This is a genomic window from Flaviaestuariibacter terrae (genome assembly GCF_054777635.1).
Map to the genome: position 1 here is coordinate 70,109 of NZ_BAAHAL010000008.1, position 15,859 is coordinate 85,967.

Consider the following 15,859-nt stretch of genomic DNA (forward strand, 5'->3'; position numbering starts at 1 on the left):
AGGCTTTTCATCAGGACTTGTTATCCCTTTGTTATGGCAAGTTGGAACTATTCGGAGTAAAAAAAATGCCCCGTCAAGAATGACAGGGCTTCACCCTTAACCATACGAAACCAAGATCTTATATTCAGTAGAATGAATGTTCTGTTTTGCTTCGATTACGTTGTAAAGCTACGTTCCAAAGGCTCTGCAAAAAAATTTCTATCGTCCAAACCGTTAAAAAAGGCGGTCAAGGTCTGCAAATGAGCCGGTGGAAATTGTAAGGATTCACACTTAGCCCGCGGGGGTCAGTAGGGTCCTCGCTTCGAGCACCGCCTGCTCGCAAACTTTGCGCACTTCGGCGAGGTCCTCGGCAAAGTGATCGTCGTCGGCGCCCGACACGGCTTCCACCTCCATGCGGTGCAGGCAAGGCTGCAGCCGGTCCGTCAAACCCAGATAGGCAACCGAGCTTTTCATCCCGTGCGCAATGCTCTTGATCTGCATCAGGTTGCGCGCCTGAACGGCCTCCTGGAGCAGGTTCAGCTCCTCGGGTACCTGCACGATGAACTGCCGGACAATGGCGTTTTCAAACTCGCTGTCGCCGAGTGAAAGCTCGTGGAGGTAGTTCAGGTTGATCACCGGCGTGGAGGCAGACGATGCGGACATAGGCTGGTAATGTTGCTGTAGGATCGAATAAAGCTCCCCTTCCTTGATCGGCTTGGAGATATAATCGTTCATCCCGAACGACAGGCAGCGTTCCTTCTCACCCGTCATGGCATGGGCGGTCATCGCGATGATGGGCACTTCGGAGTGAAGCTCGTTGCGGATCGCCTGCGTGGCGTCGTAGCCGTCCATCTCGGGCATCTGGATGTCCATCAGCACCGCGGCGAAGGGCTCGCGGCGAAGGGCTTCCACGGCTTCGCGGCCGTTGTTGACCAGCAGGTAGTCCATATGCCACTGACGCATCAGGTGGCGGATCAGTTGCTGGTTCATCTGGTTGTCTTCGGCCACCAGGATCCGCATCCCGCTGATCGTATTCTGCACCGGGTCGAGCGCACGCTGCTTGTCGCCGGCCTCGCTGTGCAGCCTGGTGAAGGGCAGCCGCACGGTAAATTCCGAGCCCTTGCCCGTTTCGCTTTCCACATGAATATGCCCGCCCTGCAGGTCGATCAGCTGCCGCACGATGGCGAGGCCAAGGCCGGTGCCCCCGAACTTGCGGGTCGTTTCGGCCTCCGCCTGCTGGAAGCGGTCAAAGATGCTGCTCAACTTGTCCGGCGGGATACCGACTCCCGAATCCTTGATCCGGAACTGGAGCACCACCTGGTCTTCGGTCTGGCTCAGCGCCGTTACTTCAAAATGCACGAAGCCGCGCTCGGTGAACTTGACGGCATTGCTCAGGAGGTTGATGAGCACCTGCGTGAGGCGTACCGGGTCGCCGCTGAGGGTGTCGTGGATCGAGGGCTCCACGTTGATTGTAAATTGAAGTCCTTTCTGCCGGGCCTTTTCCTCGAACATTACCTGCACCGAGCCCACGAGCCCGTTGAGGCTGAAAGGCGTTTGCTCGATGTGCATCATGCCGGCCTCGATCTTGGAGAGGTCGAGGATGTCGTTGATGAGGGTAAGAAGGTTCTGGCTGGACGAATAAATGTACTCGATGTATTGCTGCTGCTGCGGCGTCAGGTGCGAGCGGCGGAGAAGGTTGGTGAAGCCAAGGATGGCATTCATCGGCGTGCGGATCTCGTGGCTCATGTTGGCCAGGAACTGCTCCTTGATAAGGGCTCCCTCCTTGATCCGCTTTTCGGATTCGTTGAGCATCAGGATCATCCGCTCCTGCTGCCGCCCCTTGTTGACAACGTACAGGAAAGCAAGCACGCAGGCGATACAGGCGATGATGGCGAGGCCGAGGCCCATGTAGTTGGCGCGCTGGCCGTTGCGCTCGATGTCGCCCACGATATTATTCAGGCTGGCCTGCCGCGCCCCGTCGAGGCGGGCAACGACCTGCTCGATGCTGTCGCGGAGGCGCTTCCCGCGGCCGCTGTTGATGACGGCCTCGCCGGAGTCTTTCCCGAGCGTATTGTAGGCATTGAGTATTTCGTAGCTGAAGCGGATCTTGTTTTCGACCAGCTGCCCGAGCTCCTGCTGGTCGCCGCGGAGGGCGGGCGCGTCGAGGTCGTCGCGGATGTCGGCAAGGTTCTTCCGGATGCCGTCGATCTTCGCATTGACGCCGCTGATATGGTCGCGGTCGTTGGTGATGACGGCCCCGCGGATGTCGCTTTCAACGGTCAGCACGTCGGCTTCGAGGCGCCGGAGCTTGCCCTGCGTAGCCACCTCGGCCAGCAGGCGCTTGTTGCCATCGGCCAGGCGTTTCACGTTCTCGCTCGTGATCACCTGGATAAACACGATCAGCAGTACGCCAATGATAAAAAACCAGAGTGCGAGGTATTTTAAGCGACCTTCCTTCATCAAGGGGTCTAATGTACGAAAAAGGCGGCTTAGACAGCTGTAGCAACCGCGCGGCGGAACCGGCGGTAGGTAATCCAGAAGACGGTGATGCTGGAGAGGAGGCCCGCGCCGGACAGGAACAGCACAAGCGGGCGACGGCCATTGTAGACCTCGGTGAGGAGAAAATACTCCGAACCGATCAGGATGGCCAGGCAGGCCATAAACAGCAGGAGAAAGCGTTTATGCATACAAGTTGCCTTTTCGGGCCGGCTCCGGAGAACCGATAGTTTTGGTTGTAGACCTCCGCGGAGGCAGTTGGGCGGTATTACTGCACCGCCCGCGAAAATAAAAACAGGGATCGGCTCTGACCCCTGTTTTAGCTAAGTATATTCTTTTATTCGGCGAACCGGGCAAACCGGCTGTCGAAATCAGAGCAGGTTGAGGCGCTTGTTGAGGGTCGTCCGGTAGGTATCGGCTACCGGCACCGAAGCCTTGCCGATCGAAATCACACCTTCCTGGATAAAATCGATCTTGCTCAGCGACACGATATAGCTGCGGTGCACGCGGATGAACTTCTGCGGCGACAGCTTCTCCTCGATCGACTTCAGCGTTGCATGCAGCACATGAAACTTCTGCGGCGTATGCACCTTCACGTAATCACCCATCGCTTCGAGGTAAAGAATCTCCTCCACGTTGATGCGCTTCAGGATGCCGTTGTCTTTGACGAAGACGAACTCCTGCGCTTCCACCTTCACTTCCTCCTTGTCGGAAGCCATCGTTTCCTGTGCCCGCTCCACGGCCTGCAGGAAGCGTCCCGGCTGGATCGGCTTCACCAGGTAATCCACCACGTTGAGCTCGAAGGCTTCAACGGCATAATCGGTTTTGGCCGTGGTAAATACGATGAGCGGCGACTTGTTGCCCAGGTTCTTGGTCAGCTCGAGACCCGTCATGCCCGGCATTTCGATGTCGAGGAAGATCAGATCGATGGGTTGCTTGTTGATGATATTATACGCCTCCATGGCGTCTTCACACTCGGCTACCAGGTCCAGGTCCTTAACCTGGCCCACCAGCTGCTTCATGGCCATACGGGCCATTTTATTATCGTCTACGATGATACACTTCATGGTTAGGATGATCTGGTTCTCGATTTCGTTTTCGGTAGCTTCCGCCCGAAAGTTAGGGAAAAAACCTACCGCACGCCAATCACCGGCAATGCTTTTTCCCGGATGGTCTCGTTGAGGCGCTTTATCTCCACTTCGCGCAGTTGCCGGAAGCGCGCCAGCTCGGTATCGATCTGCGCGGCCAGCTCCCGGTATACTTCCTGCGCCTGCCGGCTCGGGGCGAAGTTGCCGCTGTTGGCCACATCAAATACGCCCGAGAGCTTGTCGTTAAGGCGGATGGGATAATTGAGCACGTCCTGCCCGCTCTTCGCCTTCGTCTGGTACAGCGCCTCCTCGATCCGTGTGAGCCGCTGCTGGATCGTGTCGGCCTGCTCCTTCACCTCCTTCGGAACGTCCTTGCCCTGCAGCGTCATAAAGCCCTCGATCCGGCTCCGCAGCGCGCGGATATCCCTGATGGCCTTCTGCGTTTCGTTGAACTTATCCTGCACCGTTTTGAGGAAGGTGAATTGCGCCGCGTAATCGGCTGCGCTTGCCCGGTAGTTCGGGTCGGGAAGGATGGTGGCCGGCACCTCCGCCGAGTCCCTGTCCACCACGATCCGCACAAAATACTGTCCCGGGGGCGCGAGAATGCCCCCTGGCACGCCGTTCCAGAGAATCATCCCCTCGATCCGTTCCGACTCCGGGTAGAGCGCATTCCAGGAAAAGCGGTTGAAGCCCGGAGCCACATCGATCTTCTGTGCATCTTCCTTCGCCTTGCTGCTGTAGCTGCGGATCTCCTTATGATCCTTGTCGAGCACCACGGCACGGATAAGGCTGCTGTCGGTAAGCGAAGAAACCCAGAAAGGCACGGTAACCCCGCCCGGCGGGTTGGCGCCGGCATTGCGGGGCGCCGTTGTAAACGAAGCGCCTCCGCCCCCGGCGAGGCGGTAGGCCGGCGCCGGCGTGAATACCTGCAGGTGCTTTGCCGACGTGCCGGCGTCCCACTGCTGGAGCGGCCCCAGGTCGTCGAGGATATAGAAGGAGCGTCCCTGTGTGGCTACGATAAGGTCATTGTCCTTGATGGTCATATCGGTAACGGGCACCTGGGGGAGATTGAGCTGGAAGGGACGCCAGCTGAGCCCGCCGTCGCGTGAGAGGTACAGCCCGTACTCGGTGCCGGCATAGAGCAGCCCGGGGCGCTTCGGGTCGGCGCGGAGGCAGCGCGTGAAGTGCATCGCCGGGATGCCCGCGCTGAGGAGCTTCCACGATTTTCCGTAATCCTCCGTCTTGTAGATATACGGGTGAAAGTCGTCGAGCTTGTAGCGCGTGCCCACGAAGTACGCTGCGCCCTTCTGGAAAGGGTCGGCCTCGACGCAGTTCCAGAGCATCCACTTCGGGGCGCCGGGCGGCGTTACGTTCGCCCAGTTCCTGCCCCCGTCGCGGCTCACCGATACGACGCCGTCGTCGGAGCCGGTCCAGAGCAGGTCTTTTTCGTAGGGCGATTCGAGCGCGGTGAAGATGGTGCAGTAGTATTCGACCGAGGTGTTGTCTTTTGTGATGGGACCTCCGCTGGGTGCCTGCTTGCTCTTGTCGTTCGTGGTAAGATCGGGCGAGAGCTGCGTCCAGGTGGCGCCTTCGTCTTCGGTGGCAAACAGCACGTTGCCCGCGGCATAGAGGCGCTTCGGGTTGTGGGGCGAGAAGAAGATGGGGAAGTTCCACTGGAAGCGGTAGCGGAGCACGTCGGCGCCGGCGCCCATGGGGTTGTCGGGCCAGGGCGATACCGCGCGGTTCTCACCGGTGCGGTGGTCGAGGCGCGAGATATAGCCACCGTAGTTGCCGCCGTAAACGATATCGGGGTTCAGCGGGTCGGCCACCACGTAGCCGCTCTCGGCACCTGCGGTCGGCTCCCAGTCGCTCTCGGTGATGCCCGAGCGGCCGCGGCCACGGCTCCGCATCCGGATCGTGCTGTTGTCCTGCTGCGCGCCCAGGATGCGGTAGGGAAAACTGTTATCCGTAGAAACACGGTAGATCTGCGCGGTAGGCTGGTTCATCAGCGAGCTCCAGCCGGCGCCGCCGTCAAACGAAACCTGCGCGCCGCCGTCGTCGCCGATGATCATCCGGTTGCCGTCTTCGGGGTCGATCCAGAGGTCGTGGCAATCGCCGTGCGGCACCGAAAGGGGCTGGAAGGTTTTCCCGCCGTCGCGGCTGCGCATGAAGTTGACATTGGGTGCGTAAACAGTGTTCTCGTTTTTCGGGTCTACAAAGATCTTCGAGTAGTACCAGGCACGCTGGCGGATGTTGTTGTCGTTGCTGGCGAGCGTCCAGGTATCGCCACCGTCGGCTGAGACGAAGAGGCCGCCGGCCGCGTTCTCGATCAGCGCATATACTTTATCGGGGTTGGTTGCCGACACGGCGACGCCGACGATGCCCCAGGTGCCTTTCGGAAGGCCTTTGCGGGCCGAGAGGTTGGTCCAGGTTTCGCCGCCATCGGTGCTTTTCCAGAGCCCCGATCCGTCGCCGCCGCTTTCCATGCTCCAGGGCGTGCGCAGCACGTGCCACATGCCGGCGTAGAGCACCTGCGGGTTGCCGGGCTCCATGGCGAGCTCGCCCGCGCCGCTGAGGTTGTTCACGAAAAGCGTGCGCTTCCAGGTCTTGCCGCCATCGGTGGTCTTGTAAACCCCGCGGGTTTCATTGGGACCGAAGGAGTGCCCGATGAGCGCGGCCCAGGCGGTGTTGGGGTCGCGGGGGTGAACGAGGATGCGGCTCACGTGGCGGGCATCGGCGAGGCCGCAGTTTTTCCAGGTGCGGCCCGCGTCGTCGGAGCGCCATACGCCGCCAAGGCCCTCGCTTTCGTTGCCGCGAAGTGTATTCTCTCCCTCCCCGGCATATACGATGTTGTCGTCGGAAGGCGCCACGCTCACGGCACCGATGGAGCCGCCGAAGTATGTATCCGAAACGCACTTCCAGTTCGATCCGCCGTCGGTCGTCTTCCACACGCCACCACCGGTAGCGCCGAAGTAAAACGTGCCTTTTTGCCGCGTGCTGCCCGATACCGCGGCCACACGCCCGCCACGGAAGGGGCCGGCGAGGCGGAACCGGAGGCGCGCAAAGAGCGCGGAGTCGGGATCGGTGGCCGGGGCCGCGCGGCGCTTTTGCGCAAAGAGCGTGGCAGAAAGCAACAGGGCAAGAAGGAGTAAGGGTCGGCGCATAATGGTTGGAGTTTGCTGTTGAAAGATACGGCGTGCCGGTATTCGGAACGAGCGCGCTTGGAATGGAATAGGCGGGGTGCAGGCGGCGGTGCATTCATTCGTTGTGCTGCATTTCGAAAGGTGCCGACGGTAAACGCGGAAGGATGCGGGCAGGGGTGCACCCGGCAGCAGGCTTCGACAAGAACCCGGTGGCAGTGCGTCCGGTCGCTCCGAGTTTCGTCGAAAGGTCCCGGCGGCAAGCCGCCGGTTGCTCCGAGCTTCGTCAAAGGTCCCGACGGCAGTGCGCCCGAACTCTCCGGGCTTCGTTGAGAGGTCCCGGCGGCAGTGCGCCCGGTCGCTCCAAGGTTCGGCGAAAGGTAACGGCGGCCGTGCGCCCGGTTGCTCCGAGCTTCGTCGAAAGGTCCCGGCGGTAGTGCACCCGGTTGCTACGAGCTACGTCGAAAGGTCCCGGCGGCAAGCCGCCGGGATGACGGCGCTACGCGCCGTGCGTGAAGGCCCCATGCGAGCGGCTCGATGCCCGGGCCATCCGGAGATGGGGCCCGGGGAGCAGATCCCGCGGGGCCCCCTAGTGAATTGATTCATTACTCGCTGCAGTTCCGATGGGGCGTGCTGCGTACGGCGCATTGCGCCGTCATCCCGTTCGCCTGCGAACGGGATCTCTTCGCCGGCGTCGCCGGTGCCTCCTGTTACCGCTTAGTGACTGGCGTATATTGAACGTTTGCATTGTGTCGGCAGCACAAATACCGGTTGCATCCCGCTTCGCACTACGTGGGTGATCCGGCTTCCTTTAGACCGACATTGGTATACTATCCACCCGTTCGCCCGCGAACGGGATTTCTTTGCAGGGATGGATGCCCCTATCCTACAGGCAAATTTCCAAACCTCACATCCTTACCTCAATCTTCACCGCCTGCTTCATCCCTTTAGCCGTATTCACCAGCACCGTGTGGTACAGCTCGCTCCAGTACGCGGAGGCCTGTCCCTGGAGCGCAGTGCTGCCTTGAGAACCAAGCATCGGCACGGCCTTGCCGTTGACCCGTACTTCTACGGGGCGGGTGGTCACGCCGGCTACGAGCACCCCGAGGCGCTTGCGGGCATAGAGGCCGTTGCTGGGAGTGGCGCTCACACGGATCACATTATCCTTCTGCTGGCCGCTGCACTGCAGCAGCGTGTACTTTCCCGAAGCCATCGCGCCCTTCGATACACCGTCGTCGAGATACCAGGTAAACTGCGTTTGCTTTTCCGAAGGGCAGTAATAGAGCAGCGGCAGCGCGGCGCTGTCGTTGGCCGTGTTGACCATCCGGGCGGCCTGCTGCGTGGGGAGCAGGGCGCCTTCCTTCAGGAAGGTCGGAATGGTCGCCAGCTTCACCGGCAATTCCATCCAGCGCCCACCCTCGTATCGCTTGCCGTTCATGTCGTACCACGCTCCTGCCGGCAGGTACAGGCGGCGGCTTGTAGCGCCCTTCTCAAGCACCGGGCAGACCATCAGGCTCGGGCCCCAGAAATACTGGTCCTGGATGCGGGCTACAGTGGTATCGGTGGGGTAGTAATAATACAGGGGCGCCATCAGCGGCTTCCCTTTCGTAGCCTGCAGGTATCCGAGGCTGTAGTTATACGGTAAGAAGAGGTAACGGGCGCGCACGGCTTCCTTTGCCGGTGCATGCCAGGGCGTATCGATCAGCGCCACCTCGCTCGGGAACGAGATTGCCGCCTTGTCCACCTCGTAAAGCGCGGTGCCGTGCGGGCGGAAGATGGGTGTGAATGCGGCAAACTGCAGCCAGCGCACATACAGCTCGCCGTCGCCCTCGCCACCGGCGAAGCCGCCGGCATCGCTGTGCACGTACGGAACCCCGCTCATCGTCATGCCGAGCAGCGTGGGCAGCTGCGCGCGCAGGCCGCTCCAGTTGCGGCCCACGTCGCCGGTCCAGGGAAAGATGCTGTAGCGCTGCGAGCCCGCGAAGCCGCTGCGGTTGAGGCTGAAGAGGCGCTTCGAGGGATACTCCTTCGCGTAGTATTGGTAGAGCATGCGCGTCCACGCGTGGCCATAGATATTATGCACTTCGTCGGCGCGGAAGAGGCGCTTGCTGAAACCCAGGTCGCGGAGGTTGTGGTACATGTCGGAGGGATGACGCTCCGGCTCGCCGAGGTCGCCCCACCAGCCTTCCACGCCCAGCTGCATCTGCCGCCGGTAAAAGCTCCAGAACCAGCCCTGCGCGTCTTTGCGGAAGATGTCGAGGAGGCCGCCCTTGCCGAAGTAAAAGTCGGTGAGGTAGTAGGGCTTGCCCGCGCTGTCGACGGCGAGGTAAGGCTTCGAGGCCGTATAGTTTTTGGACGTTTCCACGAGGAAAGGCTCCGTGATGAGGATCGTATGAACACCCTTCTTGCTGAAACCGTCGATCATGCCTTTCGGGTCGGGCCACTTCTGGCGGTTCACCCAATCGAGGTTGCCCATCGTGTGCTTGATGGAATCGCCGAACCAGAACAGGTCGAAGATGATGGCCTCAACGGGAACGCCGTCGGCCTGCATCTTGCCAACGATCTCCTGTGCCTGCTGCTGGCTCGTGTAGCCAAAGCGGCTCATGAGGTTGCCGAAGGCCCAGCGCGGCGGCAGCGGCTGCGTGCCCGTGAGGCGGTGGTAGCCCGCCAGCACCTGCGCGGGATCGCCAAAGAGCACGTACACGCTCCATTCGCCGGAGGGTGCCCCCCATTCGAGCACGTCGGCCGCCTTTTTACCGAGATCGGCGTAACTGCGCGCGGGGTTGTCGAAGAAGAGGCCGTAGCCGCCCGAGGACGTAAAGAACGGCACGCTGTAATTGAGGTTGTCGGCGCCTTCGCCGTAGCCGTACCAGGGATTGTTATTGAGGTTGAGGCGGTAGCCGCGGCGATCGAGCGGGAGGGCGCGTTCCCCGCCGCCATGCAGCTGCTCGCCGTTGCGGAGGAAGAAGCGGAAGCCGGCGGTGTCGCCCTGGCGGAAGAGCGTGAAGCGGAGCGTGCTGCCCCCGGCCAGCTGGAACGAATCGCGGCCCAACGCCCGGAGGTTTACGGCGCCTGCGGCAGGACGCGCTATAACGGCGTCGCTCACCTGCTCGCTGCGTGGCCAGTTGCCGTGCACCGTGATCTTGACGATGTTTTTGCCATACGAAACGGCGTCGACAGTGCCCCAGCTGCAGGGCAGTCCCTTTTGGGCAAAAAGGCCGGCGGCGGCCAGGAGAAAGGAGGCGAGTAGGAGTATGCGCTTCATAAAAATCGTTATCGACCACAAACTACGATGAAGTTGCCAGCGCCGGCAAAAAAGCAGGGCAGCAGGCACGCCCCGGTGACGGTTGACCGGTTGTCGAAATGAAGTATCTTACGTGCCCGAAACTGAACCAACCTGACAATGAGAAAACTACTGCCGGCAATCCTGATCCTGGCCATGATCACAGGCTGCCAGAAAGAAACGACCCTCCAGCAAGCCGCCAGCAGAACCTCCACGGCTGGCGATTCAACGCTGCTGAAGCAATTTGTCATCCTCCAGAATGGAATGCCCCATGGCTACGGCGATCTCGGCGACACCCTCTTCCTCGAGCGCTTTAGCTATGACAGCCAGCGCCGCATTGTGCAGTACGACCGCTACGACTCGCTGTATACCGGTCCCTGGGTGCACGACCGGTACTATTACCAGGGTAATGACAGCCTTCCCTATAAGGTCACACGCCGGGAGCACTACAGCGATGGCGGCGGGGTGGTGCTGGATACGATGTTCTATCGCTACGACGCGGCGGGCCGGCTCATTTACGATTCCCTATGTTCCGACCACGATATTATCGGTGGGTCGGTGTCCATCCGCCAGCAGGCAATGACCATTACGCAGAGCGGCGCCTTCGTAACACTGCAAAACGATATACAGGACACCTACGAGTTTACGGCCGCCAACGGCCTGCTCAGCCAGCAGCGCGACACCGGTAATTTCTACCCGGCACATCGCTTTCAGTACGACGATCATCCCAATCCGCTGTACCGTCCCGAGCTGGCGCTCATTCCCGATAACCGGTATTATTTCCGTGGCGTGCTCGTGGGCGGCATCGATGTCAAGTTCCGCCAGCGTCATAACCTGACCCATTATTCTACGCAGTATATGGCACAGCCGATCTGGTATGACGACGTACTGGCGTATACCTACCGGGCCGATGGGTACCCGCTTTCCGCAACGATGAATGTACAGTCGGCCAGCCGTACCTACCAGCTGCAGTATACGTATTGACGGAAGCGTGCGGGTTGCCGGCCCGCCAGTTCATAGTCGCTCCATGAAATAAAATTGCATCGGCCGGCTACGCCTGAATCCCAACCGCTCGTAGAGCTCGATCGCGCGTGTATTGTCGGCACGCACATGCAGGAAGGGCGTCGTTCCTGCGGCGCGCATGAGCCGCAACTGCTGCTGCATCAAGGCAGCCGCGTAGCCCCGGCCGAGGAAATCGGGGTGCGTGCATACGGCGCTGATCTCCGAGTAATTTCCCGGATGCAAGCGCTGGCCCGTCATCGCCACAAGGCGCCCGGCTTCGAACACGCCGTAGTAATGCCCGAACTCGATGGTCCGCCTGTCGAAGGGGCCCGGCTTCGTCAGCGCCGTCAGCGCGATCATTTCGGGTACATGCTCCGGCCCGAGCGGCTGCAGCTCCACTGCCGATAGAGGCGCATCCGCCCCACCCTCGTATACAAACTGGGCTCCTTCAATATGCACTCGCAGCGTCCAGCCGCCGGGGATCGCCAGTGGCTCCGGGCGCGCAAACAGGATCCTGCGGCCCGCCGGCAGTAATGCGTGCAGCTCCGCAAATCCCTCCGCAAGCCCCTCGGGGAAACCCACAAAAGGAGATACGTCGGCATCGAAAAAGGCCACGTTCCCGCGGCGTGTACCGAGACGTGCGTCGCCGGAGCTGAGGGCCTCGTACACAGAATTTTGGAGCAGCTGCTGCATGGGCCAAAGATAGGGGCGCCCGCAAGCGGGGAAGCAGAACAGAAAAGGGGCCGAAGCCCCTCCAATTGTAGCGTACTGCTCCACTATCGCTGCACCGTCACCCGGAGAAAGGTTGCCGGGATCGACAGTGTAGTTGGGTCACCGCTTTGGTTCTGGCTCGTAAACAGGTTCTCAAGCTCCTGCTGCAGGGCCTCTTCCTTGCCGCTTTTCCCCGCCGCTTCGAACGCATTCATCGTCGGACCGTAGAAATACCGGAAGCGTTCAAGAAACGCTGCCGGCGAAAAGGGTGCGCGAAAGGTGTAGGTGTCGCGCTCGAACCGGATGTTCTCCGGCGGGATGCCGGCAGCGCCGAAGCGCTCCGTAACGTTACTTTCCACGCCCCACAGCATCGGGCTGACGAAGCCCTCCGGTGGCGGCGGTGTATAAGCCGAAGCGATCCGCAGGATCTGCGCCACCAGCGTCGGGTCGCCGGGGATCCAGTTGCCCATCACGATGCGGCCACCGGGGCGCGTAACACGCACGAGCTCGCGGGCCACGTCGTTGGGGCGCGGCGCGAACATGGCGCCAAAGATGCTGATGACCAGGTCGAAGCGCGCATCGGCAATACCTTCCAGGTTGGTAACATCACCCTGCTCGAAGCGCAGGTTGCCGAGGCTTTCGGCCTCGGCCCGCTTGCGGCCGGCTTCCACGAGGTTGCGGGCAATGTCGACGCCGAGCACGTTGGCGCCGAGCCGGGCCGCCGGTAGCGCCGTGGTACCGTCACCGCAGCCGACGTCCAGAACATCCATACCGGGACGGATGCCGAGACTGGCCACAAGCGCGGTTCCGCTTTCGCGCATCGTGTTGGCGAGCTGGGTGAAATCGCCCTTTTCCCATAAGGCCTGGTTGGGGTTTGTTGCGACCGCAGGGGTCGTTGCTGTTTCGTTCATAACCACTTTTTTTGGGTGAAGAAATACAGCTTTCAAGGGGTTGCCCGCGCAGCGGCGGCGCACCGGACTGAGATTACCAAATGTAGTGGCGGCGCGACCTTGCGAAGCTCAGCGTAGGACCGCTTTTTTTTGGTCGCCGGAACTGAGCGGCGAAGCGGGCGCCCGGTTCGGCATCTTTGGCTAGATTCGCCGCATGAGTACGCCCATCAGCATATCCGGACGCCTGGTACGCATCGCGCAAAAGAAGATCGAGCCCAGCACCATCACGATCGAGAACGGTCGCATCACTGCCTTCGCACCCTATGAGGGCGACGCGTCAGCGCTTCCCTTCCTGCTGCCCGGCTTCGTGGATGCGCACGTGCACGTGGAAAGCTCCATGCTGGTGCCTTCGGAGTTTGCGCGGCTCGCGGTGGTGCACGGCACGGTGGGAACCATCTCCGATCCGCACGAGATCGGCAATGTGTGCGGCGTAGCCGGTGTCGACTACATGATCGAGAACGGCAAAACCGTGCCCTTCAAGTTTTACTTCGGCGCGCCGAGCTGCGTGCCCGCCACGAGCTTCGAAACCGCCGGCGCCGTGATCAGCGTGCACGATATCGACCGGCTGCTCCAGCGGAAGGAGATCGTGTACCTCACCGAGATGATGAACTTTCCCGGCGTGCTCCATGGCGACCCCGAGGTGCTGCAGAAGATCGCGCTGGCGAAGAAATACGGCAAGGTGATCGACGGCCACGCACCGGGGCTCCGCGGCGAGGCAGCCAGGCAATATATCGATGCCGGTATTTCTACGGATCACGAGTGCTTTACCAAGGAAGAAGCGCTCGACAAGCTGCAGCACGGCATGAAGATCCTCATCCGCGAAGGCAGCGCCGCCCGCAACTTCGAGGCGCTCATCGACCTGCTCCACGACCACGAGGACGTCATCATGTTCTGCTCCGACGACAAGCACCCCGACTCGCTCGTTGAAGGGCATATCAATGAGCTCTGCGCGCGCGCCGTGGCGAAGGGAATCGATGTATTCAAAGTATTGAAGGCAGCCTGCCTCAACCCCGTGGTGCACTACGGCATGAAGCTGGGCCAGCTGGAACTCAACGACCCGGCAGACTTTATTCTTGTCAGGGACCTGGAGCGTTTCGAGGTGCTGCAAACCTGGATCGACGGGCGCAAGGTGGCCGAAGGCGGCAAGAGCCTTGTCGAGGCGCCGATGGCGGGGATCATCAACCAGTTTGATTGTGCCCCCAAGAAGCCCGGAGAATTCGCCGTGGCCCATAGCGGCGCGGCAACGATCCCGGTCATTGAAGCGCTCGACGGCCAGCTGATCACCAACAAGCTGCTGCTTCCGCCGAAGGTTGTCGCGGGCCATGTCGTTTCGGATACCGAAGCCGACGTGCTCAAGATCACGGTGGTGAACCGCTATAAGCAGGCGCCCGTGGCAACGGCTTTCATTAAGAACATAGGACTGAAGCGTGGCGCCATTGCCTCCTCGGTTGCGCACGACAGCCACAACATCGTGGCCGTGGGCGCCGACGATGAAAGCCTTTGCCGTGCCGTCAACGCGGTGATCGCCGCCAAAGGCGGGGTGAGCTGCATCGACGGATCGAAGGAATACGTCCTTCCCCTTCCCGTTGCCGGGCTCATGAGCGCGGAGGACGGCTATACAGTTGCTGAAAAATACTCGGCCATCGACCGCGCCGCCAAAGGACTCGGCTCCGGGCTGGGCGCTCCGTTCATGACCCTCTCCTTTATGGCGCTGCTGGTGATCCCCCACCTGAAGCTCAGCGACCTCGGCCTTTTCGATGGCGACAGCTTTTCGTTCGTTACGAAATAGCAGGCCTGCTTTAGAGGAATCTTAACAGACCCCAAAATGCGTACGGGCACGGAATTGGCGGCTACCTAACCGCTATGGAGAACAACAACCAGTGGAATAGTGAGCCGCGCGGCAACGAGCAGGAGCAGCCCCGGCAGCCGGAGATGGCCCGTGAAAACGAAGAGATCGTTGTACCGGTCATTCAGGAATTTCTTACCGTAGAAAAGGAAGTAGTTGAAACCGGCCACGTATCGGTGCGGAAAACCGTGCGCGAGGAGGAAGCGGCACTCAACATACCGCTCGTGTCCGAGCACTACGACGTTACCCGCGTTCCCAAAAGTGACGTATATGCGAAGCCGCCGGTGCCGCGCCAGGAGGGCGATACGATCATCGTTCCGGTGGTCAAGGAGATCCTCGTGATTGAAAAGCGCTACGAGGTGACCGAAGAGGTACACCTCACGAAGCGCGTGAGCTCCACCCCGCACGTGCAGCAGATCACCCTGCTCAAAGAGCACGTCGAGGTCATCCGCACCGACAGTAATGGCAACAAGAAACGTCTTTAGTTTTTCGCAGCACACCCTAAAATACAGGAGGATTTATGGCACAGACAGTGGTAGGTTTTTTTGACCGGAACAGCGACGCACAGGAAGCGATCCGAACCCTGATGAGCCGGGGCATCGGCCGCGACCGCATTGACCTTTCGAGCGGCGGCAGGGGCAGCACGGACGTGAGCAGCGGGCGCAGCGGCGACGCTGCGCGCGGCGAAAATCCAATCTCGAATTTTTTCCGCAACCTTTTCGGCTCCGATAAAGCTTCTTCGGAGCGTTATACCCGCGTGGCGGAGCGGAGCAACACGATCGTAACCGTGCATGCGGTTTCGCGCGATGAAGCAGAGACGGCCTCCCAGATTCTCGACCGCTGCGGCGCCATCGACGTCGATGAGCGTGACCGCGCTTACGGCATTGCCGACACGCGGAGCGAGCGCGGCAGCGAAGGGCAGCCCGTATCGGACGAGCGCACTACTACGATCCCGCGCGTAGAGGAGCACCTCGAGCTGGGCAAGCGCGAAGTGGAGCGTGGTGGCGTGCAGATACGCAGCCGCATTGTGGAGCAACCGGTGCAAGAGAATATCCGCCTGCGTGAAGAGCATGTAACCGTCGAGCGAACCGCTGTCGACCGGCCGCTGAACGGCAACGAAGGTGAGGCCTTCCGCGAGCGCAACATCGAGCTTACCGAGCGCGCAGAGGTGCCGGTGGTGAACAAGGAGGCGCGTGTGGTGGAGGAGGTGCGGGTGCGCAAGGAAGTGACCGAGCGCAACGAAACGATCCGCGACACGCTGCGGCGCACCGACATCGATGTGGACAAGACCAATGAGCGCGGCCGTAGTTCTACGGATCCCGGCCGGCTGGACGATACCAATAGCCGCCCGCTGTAACAGGCGA

11 protein-coding genes are annotated in these 15,859 nt (G+C 61.0%); 4 read left to right on the forward strand and 7 right to left on the reverse strand.

The features are described from left to right. Positions 1–270: 270 nt before the first annotated feature. From ACYU7Z_RS08295 to ACYU7Z_RS08315, 5 genes are all read right to left on the reverse strand, one after another. Complete coding sequence (locus ACYU7Z_RS08295) at positions 271–2,439, reverse strand: ATP-binding protein (RefSeq protein ID WP_460569304.1); 2,169 nt, start codon at positions 2,437–2,439, stop codon at positions 271–273. Between the two features lie 29 nt (positions 2,440–2,468). Continuing rightward, positions 2,469–2,666, reverse strand: coding sequence for a hypothetical protein (locus ACYU7Z_RS08300; protein WP_460569306.1), 198 nt, complete (start codon positions 2,664–2,666; stop codon positions 2,469–2,471). Positions 2,667–2,846: 180 nt separating this feature from the next. After that, a complete protein-coding gene (locus ACYU7Z_RS08305; RefSeq protein ID WP_460569308.1) occupies positions 2,847–3,542 on the reverse strand; it encodes a LytR/AlgR family response regulator transcription factor in 696 nt (231 codons plus the stop codon). Between the two features lie 65 nt (positions 3,543–3,607). Next, a complete protein-coding gene (locus ACYU7Z_RS08310) occupies positions 3,608–6,727 on the reverse strand; it encodes a VPS10 domain-containing protein (protein ID WP_460569310.1) in 3,120 nt (1,039 codons plus the stop codon). A gap of 883 nt (positions 6,728–7,610) precedes the next feature. Beyond that, positions 7,611–9,968: a TIM-barrel domain-containing protein gene (locus ACYU7Z_RS08315; protein WP_460569312.1), complete on the reverse strand. Its 2,358-nt coding sequence runs from the start codon at positions 9,966–9,968 to the stop codon at positions 7,611–7,613. A 138-nt stretch (positions 9,969–10,106) separates the two neighbouring features. Between ACYU7Z_RS08315 and ACYU7Z_RS08320 the strand changes: the two genes are divergently transcribed. Beyond that, a complete protein-coding gene (locus tag ACYU7Z_RS08320; protein WP_460569314.1) occupies positions 10,107–10,970 on the forward strand; it encodes a hypothetical protein in 864 nt (287 codons plus the stop codon). Between the two features lie 30 nt (positions 10,971–11,000). Here ACYU7Z_RS08320 and ACYU7Z_RS08325 read toward each other — a convergent pair whose 3' ends face one another. Further along, positions 11,001–11,681 (reverse strand): GNAT family N-acetyltransferase, encoded by a 681-nt coding sequence (locus tag ACYU7Z_RS08325; protein WP_460569316.1) that lies wholly within the window; start codon positions 11,679–11,681, stop codon positions 11,001–11,003. Positions 11,682–11,764: 83 nt separating this feature from the next. Further along, positions 11,765–12,610, reverse strand: a complete 846-nt coding sequence (locus ACYU7Z_RS08330; RefSeq protein WP_460569318.1) for a class I SAM-dependent methyltransferase — start codon at positions 12,608–12,610, stop codon at positions 11,765–11,767. 193 nt (positions 12,611–12,803) lie between these two features. On the opposite strand from ACYU7Z_RS08330, the gene ade reads away from it, so the two are divergent. From ade to ACYU7Z_RS08345, 3 genes are all read left to right on the forward strand, one after another. Beyond that, the gene (ade, locus tag ACYU7Z_RS08335; RefSeq protein ID WP_460569320.1) at positions 12,804–14,438 is read left to right on the forward strand and encodes an adenine deaminase; all 1,635 of its coding nucleotides are present in this window, start codon (positions 12,804–12,806) and stop codon (positions 14,436–14,438) included. Positions 14,439–14,512: 74 nt separating this feature from the next. Next, the gene (locus tag ACYU7Z_RS08340) at positions 14,513–14,980 is read left to right on the forward strand and encodes a YsnF/AvaK domain-containing protein (protein WP_460569322.1); all 468 of its coding nucleotides are present in this window, start codon (positions 14,513–14,515) and stop codon (positions 14,978–14,980) included. A 35-nt stretch (positions 14,981–15,015) separates the two neighbouring features. Then, positions 15,016–15,852 carry a YsnF/AvaK domain-containing protein gene (locus ACYU7Z_RS08345; protein ID WP_460569324.1) on the forward strand — a complete coding sequence of 279 codons (837 nt, stop codon included), beginning with the start codon at positions 15,016–15,018 and terminating at the stop codon, positions 15,850–15,852. Positions 15,853–15,859 lie beyond the last annotated feature (7 nt).